The following is a 12,143-nucleotide window of genomic DNA, read 5'->3' on the forward strand; positions in this document are numbered from 1 at the left end:
GGGCTGGGTATCTCAGCCCGTCCGGCGTTTGAGGACAAGGCCCGTTCAGGGCCGGAGCGGGGGTTCGGGGGCGGCAGTCCCCGAGGATGAGACGGGTAGGGGCGGCGGGGGCGAGGAAAACCGTTGTCCACAGGCAACCCACTCGGCCAGTTCTGGCCAGTAATCTCGGCGTTCATGGAGCAGAGGCATCTCGGCCGTACCGGCCTGCGTGTGTCCCGGATCGGACTCGGCACCCTGACCTGGGGTCGGGGCACCGACGAACACGACGCCGCGGACCTGTTGAAAGCGTTCTGGGAAGCGGGCGGAACCCTCGTCGACACCGCGGACGTGTACGGCGACGGAGAGGCCGAGTACCTGCTCGGACAGCTCATGGAAGGGCTCGTACCGCGCCGCGACCTGGTCATCTCGACCAAGGCCGGCAGCGTGCCCGACCCCGACCGCCGCGTCGACGGCTCCCGCGGCCACCTCCTCGCCGCCCTCGACGCCTCCCTCGCCCGCCTCGGCACGGACTACGTCGACGTCTGGCACATCCACGCCTACGACCCCGACACCCCCCTGGAGGAGACCCTCCAGGCCCTCGACCTCGCCGTCAGCAGCGGACGCGCCCGATACGCCGGCGTCTCCAACTTCTGCGGCTGGCAGCTCGCCAAGGCGGCGACCTGGCAGCTCGCGGCACCGGGCATACGTACGCGGCTGTCCAGCACCCAGCTGGAGTACTCACTGCTCCAGCGCGGCATCGAACGCGAGGTGCTCCCCGCCGCACTCGACCTGGGGGTCGGGCTGCTGCCCTCCTCGCCGCTCGGGCGCGGTGTCCTCACCGCCAAGTACCGCAACTCCACCCCCGTGGACTCCCGGGGCGCCTCGGAACACCTGGCGCCCTTTGTCGCGCCGTACCTCGACGACACGGCCGGCCGCATCGTGGACGCGGTGCAGACCGCGGCGGACGGACTGGCGGTGACGCCGTTGCAGGTGGCGCTCGCCTGGATCCGCGACCGGCCCGGCGTGGCCGCCCCCATCGTCGGCGCGCGCAACGCGCAGCAGCTCACGGCCGCATTGTCAGTGGAGACCCTTAGTCTTCCTGACGAGATCTGCCGGGCGCTCGACGATGTGTCAGCGCCCGTGCACCGCTATCCCGATCACGACTGGAGCACGCTGTGACCACGGAGCCCGACACCACGGAGGAAGCCGAGCCGGGGACCCCGGGCGCCGCCGAGGAGGCTGCCCAGGACGTGGCAGACGACTCGTCGACCGACCAGGCCGAGCAGACCGACCAGACCCAGCAGGCTGGGGACACCGAGAAGGGCGCCGACGGGGCCGCCGCGCAGCCGTCCGAGGCCGAGGCCGAGCTGGCCGCGCAGCGGGAGCTTCGGGAGCGGATCGAGCGGCGCAAGGCCGAGAAGCAGGGGCCGATCGCGAGCGGCACCAAGCTCAGCGGTACGGCAGCCGATCTGATGGCGGCCGTACGGGCCGTCGAGAGCGGGGAAAAGCCGGCGGCGGCCATCGCCTTCCGCTCCCCCGAGGCCACCAAGACCACTCCTGCCCCTGCCGCGCGGCCCCCGGCCTCGCCCGTTCCCGTGCCGCGGCCTCAGGCCGCCACCCCGGTGGACGTCCCCGCGCCGGAAGCCGTCGAGGCCGTACGGGGCGTCCTGGTCGAAGGGGGTGCGCCGGACACGCTCGCGCCTCAGGTCGTCTCGGCGCTGGGCGAGGGAGCCGACGGGCAACTGCGCGCCGACCCCTGGCAGTTGCTCCGGGTCTCCGGAGTGCGGCCCGAGCAGGCCGACGGGTTCGCGCGGGCGCTGCTCGGCGCCGAGTGCGGTCCGGACGACGAGCGGCGGGGCCGGGCGGTCACCGTCTGGCTGCTGGAGCAGGCCGCCTTGGCCGGACACACGGTCCTGGACGCCGCCGCGCTCACCGCCGCCCTCGCCCAGCGCAGCGTGCCCGACCCGGAGACCGCCGTACAGAGCACGGTCGCGGAGGGCGAGGCCCTGGAGTTCCAGGACGCGGTCGAGGTCGAGGAAGCCGCAGGCCGCGTCCCGGACGAGGAGAGTGACGAGGACGAGGAGCGGCCCGTCCGCGTCCTCGTCGGGCTGGAGCGGTACGCGCTCGCCGAGGAGAGTCTCGCCGACGGGCTGGCCCGGATCGTCAACTCGCTGCCCAAGGAGGCGTCCGAGGACTGGGAGTCGGTGGCCGGGGCGTCGGGGGCCGGTTCGGCGGCCGACTTGATCCGTGCCGTCGCCGGGCAGGGGCTCGTGCTGCACACCGGCGGTGACGCGGCGCGCGCCGAACCGGCCGCCCTCGTCGCCGCGGCCCGTTCCCTGGGCCTGCGGGTCTGCGCGGCAACGCACACGGCCGAGGGCCGCCGCCGCTTCGCGGCACTTCTCGCGTCCGAGGACGACCCGGCCTCCGTCGTCACGGTGGCCGGGCTGCTCGCCGGGGGTGAGGGGCCCGGGCGGGACGCCGACGGGGCGTTCCAGCTCGATCTGCTGGTCGTGCTGGACGCGCCGCAGCTCGACGTGGAGAGCGCGGCGATGGTCGTGGAGTCGCTGCCCGACGGGGCCAGGCTGGTGCTGAGCGGTGATCCGGCGGTGCTGTGGTCGGCCGGTCCCGGGCGGGTCTTCGCCGATCTGCTCGCCGCCCGCGCGTGCCCGCACGTCGTCTCGCGCACGCCCGATCCCGGCCCGATCGGCGAACTCGTCTCGGGTGTCTCCGTCGGTGAACTCACCCAGGTCGAGGCGCCCGGCAAGGAGGTCGTGATCGTCCCCGTGCGGGACGCGGGCGAGGCGGTGCACCGGACCGTGCAGCTCGTCGCGGACTCGGTGCCCAGGGCGCTGGGCGTACCGGCCGAGCAGACCCAGGTGATCACTCCGGGGCACGGCGGCGCGGTCGGCACGCGCGCGCTCAACTCGGCCCTCAAGGAGCGGCTGAACCCCGGTCCGGGCCGCTTCGGCGGCTTCGATCCGGGTGACCGGATCGCGTACTCGCCCGCGCCGGGGCGGACGGTGCCCGGGCAGGTCGTCAAGGCCGACGCGGAGGGGCTGCACCTGGAGTGCGGCGGCGCCCCCGTCGTCGTACCGAAGGAGCGGGTCGAGCAGAGCGTGCGGCACGGGTGGGCACTCACCGCGCACCAGGCGGTCGGGCTGCACTGGCCGGCCGCCGTCGTGGTGCTGCCCGGGGACGCGGCGTCGTCGCTGACCCGGCCCTGGGTCTACACGGCCTTCAGCCGCGCGGAGCGGCACCTCTCCGTGGTGCACGGCGTCGACCAGGCGCTGCCCCGCGCGGTCGCGGAGGTCCCGGCGAAGGCCCGTACGACACGGCTGCCGGGCCTGCTCAGAGCCCAGGTCCCGCCGGCCGGCTGAGCTGACCGCGGAGGAACGACGACGGCGGTCACGGGGAGCCCTGCCTCCCGTGACCGCCGCGCCCTGAACCTGTAGGACGACCGACCGCCGGCTAGCGATCGGCGTCCAGTGGTTCCAGGTCCTCGTCCTCGTCAAGGCTCACCGCCACGAGGTCCGGACCGAGTTCGTCCTCCAGCAGGTCGTCCTCGTCGATGACGTCGTCCACCTCGTCGTCGAAGACCGCGCTGACGTCGAAGCGGCAGACCACCCGCTCCGCGTCGACCTGGTCGAAGGGGGCCTCCAGCCACTCGCCGGGGTCGGCCTGCTCGTCCGCGGCCGTCACCCACAGTGTGGAGTCGGCCTCCTCCAGGCCGAACTCCTTGTGCCGGGAGGCGATCTCGTCCGGCTCGAACTCTCCGAACAGAATGCCCAGCGCCCCGTGCACCGTGCCGGATGCCTCGGCGCCCGTCCCGTCGTCGTCCACGGACTCCACCCGCTGTGCCTGCGCCAGCAGCCGCTGCGGCTCCACCACCGCGTAGTCGCGGCGGATGAGCACACTCAGCGCGTTCGGCTCCTCGGGCCCCGCGTACGGCGGCAGTGCGTCGTCCGATCCGGGGATCTCGAAGGGGGTGACCTCGTCATAACGGTCGTAGAGCAGCTCGTCGTACACCTCGGCGGCCGCGGCCAGCTGGTTGAACGCCTCGTAGACATCGGGGTCGTCCTCCCCCGACCGGCGTTCGACCGCCGCCAGGTGGCGGTCGAGCGCGGTCTTGACCGCCTCGGCGGCGGCGCGTACCTCGGCAGCGGTGGGCTGCGCAGCATCAGACATAGTGCAGACGCTATCCGTACCGGGCCTCTGCCCGCACAATAGATGCGATGCCGGAATACGAATTTGTCGACGTGTACGTACCGCGCGGGGTCTCCCGCAAGGAAGCCACACGCCTGCTGACGGACCATGCCGAGTACGGACACTGGGAGTTGGACCGACTGAGCCTGATGCGCGACGGCAGCCGCAGGGTGCGGCTGCGTCGGCGGATCATTCGCCAGGTGCGCGCCACATGGTGAGCTGACACGGCCGAAACGGAGCGGGCCCCGCGTCTGCGGGGCCCGCTCCGTTCAGTACGCCGCCGGGTGACCGCGCGGCGGATTCCTCCTGTTCGTATGGATTGTCCGTACGGGGCTACGCCTGAGGGCGTGCCTTGCGGTAGAGGACGGTGCCCGCGAGCAGCATGCCCGCGCCCACCGGCAGGGCGACACCCAGCGGCAGGTCACCGCCGGTGTGCGCGAGCTGCGCGGCGGCCCGGGGCTGCGGAACGGTCCGCGCACCGCTCTGGTCGACGTAGGACGAGCCGGCCGGAGGTGTCACGCCGTTCGGGGAGCTGGGCGGCGTGAGCGGCGACCCGGGCCGGGAGGGACCGTTCGGCTGCGCCGGGGTGCCCGGGTGCTGCGGAGTGGCCGGGTACTGCGGGGTGACCGGCTGCGCCGGGGTGGTGGGCAGGTGCGGGTTCCCGGGCTGCTGAGGGGGCCCCGGCTGTGCGGGGCCGCCCGGAAGCTGGGGGCTTTCCGGCTGCTGCGGCGGCTGGCCGGGCTGCTCGGGGCCGCTCGGACCGGGCGGGGGCGGGGTCTCCTCGCCGTAGCCCGGGGGCGGGGCCTCTTCGCCGTAACCGGGGGGTGTGGCCGGGGGGCCGGTCTCCGGAGGCGGTGCGGGGTGGCCGCCGCCCGAGTCGTCCCCGGTGTTCGAGCAGTCGTTGCCCATCGCGGGGTTGAGCAGACCGACGACGTCGATGGTGTTGCCGCAGAAGTTGACCGGTGCGCTGACCGGCGCCTCCACGTGGTTGCCCGACCCGATGCCCGGAGAGTCGGTGGCGTATCCGCCGGCGTACGAACCCTCCCAGCCGCTCCAGTCGGCCCATTCGCCGGAGCCGCCCGGACTGCCCGGGTACCCGAACCCACCCGGGGCGCCCGAGTCGCCGTACCCGCCCTGACCGCCGTACCCGCCATAGCCGTCGTACTCGCTGTAACCGCCGTAACCGCCGGGTGAGCCGTGTCCTCCGTCCTCGCCGTACCCGCCGGACGAGCCGTGGCCTCCCTGGCTGCCGTGACCACCGTGGTGGCCCTGGTTGCCATGACCGCCGTGGTTGCCGTGTCCGCCCGGGGAGCCGTTCCCGCCGCCGCCCTTGCCGCCACCGCCGTTGGCACACTTGTTGCCCATCGCCGGGTTGAGCAGACCGACGACGCTCACGGTGTTGCCGCAGGCGTTGACCGGCACGCTCACCGGTGCGCTCACCGTGTTGCCGGACAGCACACCGGGTGAGTTGGAGGTGGCGCCGTTCGCACCCGAGTCGGCATGCGCCTGGGCGCCGCCGGCGGCTGCCACCACGCCTGTCGCGGCCGCCACGGTCATCAGGCGCTTGCGCGTGACCTCTCGCATTCCTGCATCCCTGCCTTCACATGATCTGTCGTGAACCTTCCGGAACGACCTGTCGGCCCCGGGACGCACGAAGCGTTCCGGGGCCGACAGGCTCAGACTCGCGGGGAGTCAGAACCTCACAATGCGAGGCGCAGCATCAGTTGTTGACGCAGGTGTTGCCGAAGGCGGGGTTCAGCAGCCCGATCACGGAGATCGTGTTGCCGCAGACGTTCACCGGGACGTGAACGGGAACCTGAACAACGTTGCCGGACAGGACACCCGGGGAGTGCACGGCAGCACCCTGGGCACCCGCGTCGGCGACGGCCAGGCCCGCACCCGCGAGAACCAGACCACCAGTGGCAGCCGCAGCGGCGACGACCTTCTTGATCATTATTCCTCCTTGTTGGCAATGCGATCCCGAGTAGCGGACCGCATCACCAGTAACGAGGAGGAGGCATTAGGGCTACGACCGTATGAGCGCCTTCACTCTTCTCAGTCAGTTACGCACATGCGGACGATTATTGGAGTGTCGTTCAATCGGGTAATTCCGGGCGCACTGAAGGGAGACTCAAGAGAGTTCGAAGGCCCCAATGGCACGGATACGGCACGGAATTCAGGACGCCCCGATGAAGCGGTCGAGTACCCGCACCCCGAACTTCAGCGCGTCGACCGGCACCCGTTCGTCAACACCGTGGAACATGCCCGCGAAGTCCAGCTCCGGCGGCAGCTTCAGCGGTGCGAAGCCGAAGCAGCGGATGCCGAGGTCCGCGAAGGACTTGGCGTCGGTGCCGGCCGAGAGCATGTAGGGCACGGCCCGGGCGATCGGGTCCTCGGCGACCAGCGCGGTCTGCATGGCGTCCACGAGCGCCCCGTCGAAGGAGGTCTCCAGAGCCTTGTCGGCGTGCACGTCCTCGCGCCTCACGTTCGGGCCGAGGATGCGGTCCAGGTCGGCGAGGAACTCCTCCTCGTAGCCCGGCAGATAGCGGGCGTCGACGTGCGCGGTGGCCTGGCCCGGGATGACGTTGACCTTGTAACCGGCGCCCAGCTGGGTCGGGTTGGCGGTGTTCTGCAGCGAGGCGCCGATCAGCTTGGCGATACCCCCGAGCTTGGCGAGCGTCGCGTCCATGTTCTCGGGGTCCAGTTCGGTGCCGAGCGCGTCGCCGAGTTCGTCGAGGAAGTGCCGGAGCGTCTTGGTGACGCGGACCGGGAACTTGTGCCGGCCGAGGCGGCCGACGGCCTCGGACAGTTCGGTGATCGCGTTGTCCTTGTGGATCATCGAACCGTGTCCGGCGGTGCCGTCGACGGTCAGCTTCATCCAGTGCATGCCCTTCTGGGCCGTCTCGACGAGATACAGCCGCAGGTTCTCGTTGACGGTGAAGGAGAACCCGCCGACCTCGCCGATCGCCTCGGTGACGCCCTCGAAGAGGTCCGGGTGCTTGTCGACGAGGTGCCGCGCACCCCACGTACCGCCCGCCTCCTCGTCCGCGAGGAAGGCGAGGACGATGTCGCGCGGGGGCTTGCGGCCGGTGCGCAGCCGGTCGCGGACGACCGCGAGGGTCATCGCGTCCATGTCCTTCATGTCGACGGCCCCACGGCCCCACACACAGCCGTCCGCGATCTCCCCGGAGAACGGGTGGTGGGTCCAGTCCGCCGCGTTGGCCGGTACGACGTCGGTGTGGCCGTGGATGAGCAGGGCCGGCCGGGACCGGTCCTCGCCCTCGATGCGCGCCACGGTGGAGGCGCGTCCCTTGTGCGACTCGAAGATCTGCGGCTCCAGCCCCACCTCGGCGAGCTTCTCGGCGACGTACTCGGCGGCCTTGCGTTCGCCGGGTCCCGAGTGGTCGCCGAAGTTGCTGGTGTCGATCTGGATGAGTTCGCGACAGAGGTCCACGACCTCGTCCTCGCCGGTGACGCCCTTGGTCGTGTCCGTCCCGCTCACGGTCTACCTCCCACTGTTCCTGCTGGTGGTCCTCCCCCATCCTCTCCCTCCCACCCGGTGCGCCCCAAGACCGGCCGGGGTCCGTCACACACCGTTCACGCGGCGACAGGGGGTGATCGGCCACCCCCGAAAGCCTGGTAATGTTTTCCTCGTCGCCACGGGGGGAACCCCGCGCGACAGACACCTTGTCCGGGTGGCGGAATGGCAGACGCGCTAGCTTGAGGTGCTAGTGCCCTTTATCGGGCGTGGGGGTTCAAGTCCCCCCTCGGACACTCGTTGTTTTGCCGCTGAAACCCCACTTCATGTGGGGTTTTCTGCTTTCTCCCCCCGTTCTTCCCTCCGCCGTTCCCCCCTGCTCTCCGGCTTCCGTCGGCTTCGGCTGCTTTCCGGGGCTGCGGCGTGACCATGCCAGCCCGTCCCGGCATGATGGTGCTGCCCGTGCAGGGCAGGGAATGCCGTGAAAGATGGAGGGCGCGTGTCACGCCAGGTACTGACGGTCTGCCCGGAGGGCACCGAGGGCTTTCGGACGATCGGAGAGGCACTGGCGAGGGCGCGCACCGGCGCCGTGATCAGTGTGCGTCCCGGGATCTACGAGGAGAACCTCGTCGTCGTCACCCGGGTCACCATCGTGGCCGAGCAGTCGCGGGGCACGGTGGAGATACGCCCGCGCCGTGGCAGCGTGCTCACGCTCAAGGCCGACGCGGTGATGCTCACCGACCTGGTGCTGCGCGGCCGTGACGAGGAACTGCCCGCCGTGGACGCCGCCCGGGGGCAGGTCGCGATGGACGGCTGCGATGTCACCGGCGCCGCCTGGGCGGCCGTACTGGCCCGGGGTACCGGCTCGCTGGCGATGCGCGACTGCCGGGTGAGCAGTCCGGCCGGGGCCGGGGTGGTGGTCACCTCGACCGTGGAGAGTTCGGTGGACTCCTGCACGATCGAGCACCTGGGCACCTCCGGGGTGGTCATCGGCGAGCGCGGCCGGGTCACGGTGCGCGGCTGCACCATCCGGGACGCCCGGGGCAACGGCGTACTCGCCAACGGGGACGCGCAGGGGTCCATAGAGGAGTGCGACATATCCTCCACCGACAAGCCGTCCATCGCGCTGGAGGAGCACTGCACGACCCAGGTGGTGCGCACGGTCGTGCACGACACCTCCATCGGCGTCCATCTGACCAGCTCCTCGCGCACGGTCCTGGAGGAACTCCGGGTCACCGCGACCAGCGGCCCGGGCATCGTCGTCTCGCACGGCAGCGACCCGCTGCTGCGCCGCTGCCGCACCGCCCGTACCGAGGGCAACGGCCTGCTGATCACCGACCGGGCGCGCGGCACCTACGAGGACTGCTGGCTGGACACCTCCCAGGCCCCCGCACTGCGCGTGGCCGGGTCCGCCTCCCCCACGCTGACCTCGCTGACCGTGCGGGACTGTGCGGCGACGGGTGTGCTCCTTGAGGAGGAGTCCACCGCCGAGCTGGACCGGCTGGACGTAGTCGACGCCGCCGGGGCCGGTATCTGTGTGCGCACCGGCGCCAATCCCATGCTGCGCCGGGCCAGGGTCAGCGGTTCGGGCGGCCATGGTGTGGAGGCCGTCAAGGACGGGCGGGGCCGGCTGGAGGACAGCGAGATCGACCGGGCCGGCGGCGCGGGCGTCCACGTCGAGAGCGACGGGAACCTGTACCTCGGCGGCACCAACGTCCTCGCCGCGACGGGCGTGGGCCTGATGGTGGCTGCGGGCGGCAGCGCCACCGCCCGCGACTGCGACTTCCGTGAGCCGGGCGGCGACGGTGTCCTCGTCGACGCGGAGGGCGAACTCACGGCGACCCGGGTCAAGGTGAACTCCGCCGGTGAGAACGGTGTGTTGGTGCGGGAGGGTGGCCGTGCCTCTCTCAACGCCTGTGAGATCGGCGGGAGTTCGAAGGACGGCCTGCGGGTCGAGAGCACCGCGCCGGTGTCGGTCGTCAACTGTGTGGTGCGCGACAACAAGGGTGGCGGTCTGATCCAGACCCAGCAGGGCGACCGGCTCGCCGTCGAGGGGCTCAGCAGCAACGGCAACGGCCAGCGGGACGCCTGGGGTTACGGCGACAGCGAGGGCACCGACCCCGCCGGTACCGCACCGGCCGGCGGCGGCGCGGCGGGCGACACCGGTCCGCTCGCCGAACTGGAGGCGCTGATCGGCCTGTCCAACGTCAAGCAGCAGGTCCGTACGCTCGTCAACCTGACCCAGCTGGCGCAGCGCCGCGCCCAACTCGGCATGTCCGCCCCGCCGATGAGCCGCCATCTGGTCTTCGCGGGCCCGCCCGGTACCGGTAAGACGACGGTGGCCCGGCTCTACGGCACCATCCTGGCCCAACTGGGCGCGCTGCGCTCCGGGCACCTGGTCGAGGTCTCACGGGCCGACCTCGTCGCCCAGGTCATCGGCGGTACGGCGATCAAGGCGACCGAGGCGTTCAACCGGGCGCTGGGCGGCGTGCTGTTCATCGACGAGGCGTACACCCTGACGGCGGACAGCGGGAGTTCGGGGGCCGACTTCGGGCGGGAGGCGGTCGACACCCTGCTCAAGCTGATGGAGGACCACCGCGAGGACGTGGTCGTCGTAGCGGCCGGGTACTCGGGCGAGATGCAGTCGTTCCTGGGCTCCAACCCGGGTCTGGCGTCCCGGTTCTCACGGACCGTCGAGTTCGAGAACTACTCGGTGCCGGAGCTGGTCGCGATCATGGAGAGCATGTGCGTCCGCCACCAGTACGAACTGGGCGAGGGCACGGGCGCCGCGCTCGCCACGCACTTCGAACGCATGCCGAAGGACGCCACGTTCGGCAACGGCCGCGCGGCCCGGCAGGTCTTCGAGGAGATGGTCGACCGGCAGGCCGTACGGCTGGCCACGCTGGCGGAGGTGGGCGAGCGGGACCTGTCGCTGCTGCTGCCGGAGGACGTGGGCGCGGAGGCCGCAGCGGCTGCGGCGGCGGGCGAGGACGGGGCTGTCCCCTCGCGCAGCGACGCGCTGTCCCGGCTCGGCGACATGGTGGGCCTGGCGGCCGTCAAACGCGATGTCACCGACCTCGTCAACCTCCTCTCCACCGCCCGCCAGCGCGAGGCGGCAGGCCTGCCCGCGCCCCGGATCAGCCACCACCTCGTCTTCAGCGGCCCGCCCGGCACCGGCAAGACGACGGTCGCCCGGCTCTACGGCGAACTCCTGGTCTCCCTCGGGGTGCTGCCGCGCGGGCAGCTGGTGGAGGTGTCCCGGGCGGACCTCGTCGGACGGTACGTGGGACACACCGCGCAGCTCACCCGCGAGGTCTTCGAACGGGCCCTGGGGGGCGTGCTGTTCATCGACGAGGCGTACACGCTGACGCCCGCGGGGTCGGGCTCCGGGTCCGACTTCGGGCAGGAGGCCGTCGACACGCTGCTCAAGCTGATGGAGGACCACCGGGAGCAGGTCGTGGTGATCGTCGCGGGCTACACCCGCGAGATGCAGGGCTTCATGGCCTCCAACCCCGGCCTGTCGTCCCGCTTTTCGCGGCGCGTCGAGTTCGCGGACTACTCGTCCGACGAGCTGGTCACGATCGTACGGATGCATGCGGACAGCGCGGGCTACGAGTGCGGGCCGGGGACCGGGGCGTTGCTGCGGGAGTACTTCGACGCGCTGCCGAGGGACCGCTCGTTCGGCAACGCGCGGCTGGCACGGCAGGTGTTGGAGGGCATGATGACGCGGCAGGCGGGGCGGGTCAGCGCGATGGCTGCGCCGGGGCTGGACGATCTGCGGTTGCTGGTGCCGGGGGATGTGCCTCGGGTGGGGTGAGGGGTCCCAACTGGGGTGAGGTACGCGCGGGTTGTGGTGGGGTGTCTGCGGGTGGGGGGCTTCTGCGTCGTGAGGGTGCGGTGCGTGGGTCCCAACTGGGGTGAGGTGCGCGTGGGTTGTCGTGGGGTGTCTGCGGGTGGGGGGCTTCTGCGCCGCGAGGGTGCCGTGCGTGGGCCTCAACTGGGTTGAGGTGCGCGCGGGTTGTCGTGCAGTGTCTGCGGGGTGGGGCTTCTGCGTTGTGAGAGTGCGGTGCGTGGGTCCCAACTGGGTTGATGTACGCGGGGGTTGTCGTGGGGCCTCTGTGGGTGGGGGGCTTCTGCGCCATAGGATTCGGTTCATGCGTCGCCCCCGTCTTCGTCCGGCCCGGACGTTCGCCGTGCTTCTGCCTCTGGTTCTGCTCGCTGCTCCGGCTGCCTCCGCCGCGGACGGTTCGCCGGTGCGGCTGCCCGTGATGCCGTCCCGGCTCGATGCCGACGACGCCTGCACCGGGGGCTCCGCCGAGCGGGCCACCTCCGTGCCGTGGGAGCAGCAGAGCCTGCAGCTGCCGCGCGCGTGGCAGTTCTCGGCCGGCGCCGGGGTGACCGTGGCGGTCGTGGACACCGGGGTGTGGCAGTCGTTCAGGGCGGCCTGGCGCAGGAGGGTCTCGTGGAAAGTCGGGGACGCCTC

The 12,143-nt window shown here is 71.7% G+C and carries 8 protein-coding genes, 1 tRNA gene and 1 pseudogene; 6 read left to right on the forward strand and 4 right to left on the reverse strand.

Annotated elements, in window-relative coordinates; all coding sequences use genetic code 11:
* Window positions 1-174 precede the first annotated feature (174 nt).
* Both ACWDR4_RS48730 and ACWDR4_RS48735 read left to right on the forward strand, forming a co-directional pair.
* Window positions 175-1,158: an aldo/keto reductase gene (locus ACWDR4_RS48730; protein WP_450418490.1), complete on the forward strand. Its 984-nt coding sequence runs from the start codon at window positions 175-177 to the stop codon at window positions 1,156-1,158.
* A complete protein-coding gene (locus tag ACWDR4_RS48735) occupies window positions 1,155-3,356 on the forward strand; it encodes a helix-hairpin-helix domain-containing protein (RefSeq protein ID WP_450418492.1) in 2,202 nt (733 codons plus the stop codon). The genes ACWDR4_RS48730 and ACWDR4_RS48735 overlap by 4 nt, the downstream gene beginning before the upstream one ends.
* A 91-nt stretch (window positions 3,357-3,447) precedes the next feature.
* Here the strand turns inward: ACWDR4_RS48735 and ACWDR4_RS48740 are convergent, their stop codons facing one another.
* Entirely contained in the window at window positions 3,448-4,164 is a 717-nt protein-coding gene (locus ACWDR4_RS48740; protein WP_450418493.1) for a hypothetical protein, read from the reverse strand.
* 47 nt (window positions 4,165-4,211) lie between these two features.
* On the opposite strand from ACWDR4_RS48740, the gene ACWDR4_RS48745 reads away from it, so the two are divergent.
* Window positions 4,212-4,400: a DUF5703 family protein gene (locus ACWDR4_RS48745; RefSeq protein ID WP_046732800.1), complete on the forward strand. Its 189-nt coding sequence runs from the start codon at window positions 4,212-4,214 to the stop codon at window positions 4,398-4,400.
* A 115-nt stretch (window positions 4,401-4,515) separates the two neighbouring features.
* Here ACWDR4_RS48745 and ACWDR4_RS48750 read toward each other — a convergent pair whose 3' ends face one another.
* The 3 genes from ACWDR4_RS48750 to ACWDR4_RS48760 form a co-directional block, all read right to left on the reverse strand.
* Window positions 4,516-5,766: a chaplin family protein gene (locus ACWDR4_RS48750; RefSeq protein WP_450418495.1), complete on the reverse strand. Its 1,251-nt coding sequence runs from the start codon at window positions 5,764-5,766 to the stop codon at window positions 4,516-4,518.
* A gap of 136 nt (window positions 5,767-5,902) precedes the next feature.
* A complete protein-coding gene (chpH, locus tag ACWDR4_RS48755; RefSeq protein WP_053742306.1) occupies window positions 5,903-6,136 on the reverse strand; it encodes a chaplin ChpH in 234 nt (77 codons plus the stop codon).
* A gap of 222 nt (window positions 6,137-6,358) precedes the next feature.
* Complete coding sequence (locus ACWDR4_RS48760; RefSeq protein WP_450418497.1) at window positions 6,359-7,684, reverse strand: M20/M25/M40 family metallo-hydrolase; 1,326 nt, start codon at window positions 7,682-7,684, stop codon at window positions 6,359-6,361.
* A 187-nt stretch (window positions 7,685-7,871) separates the two neighbouring features.
* Between ACWDR4_RS48760 and ACWDR4_RS48765 the strand changes: the two genes are divergently transcribed.
* The 3 genes and pseudogenes from ACWDR4_RS48765 to ACWDR4_RS48775 form a co-directional block, all read left to right on the forward strand.
* Window positions 7,872-7,956: transfer RNA gene (locus ACWDR4_RS48765), tRNA-Leu, on the forward strand.
* A 203-nt stretch (window positions 7,957-8,159) separates the two neighbouring features.
* Window positions 8,160-11,477 carry a right-handed parallel beta-helix repeat-containing protein gene (locus ACWDR4_RS48770; protein ID WP_450418499.1) on the forward strand — a complete coding sequence of 1,106 codons (3,318 nt, stop codon included), beginning with the start codon at window positions 8,160-8,162 and terminating at the stop codon, window positions 11,475-11,477.
* Between the two features lie 337 nt (window positions 11,478-11,814).
* Window positions 11,815-12,143: pseudogene (locus ACWDR4_RS48775) on the forward strand (hypothetical protein); the annotation flags it as partial.

This window comes from Streptomyces sp. NPDC000878, assembly GCF_053599695.1.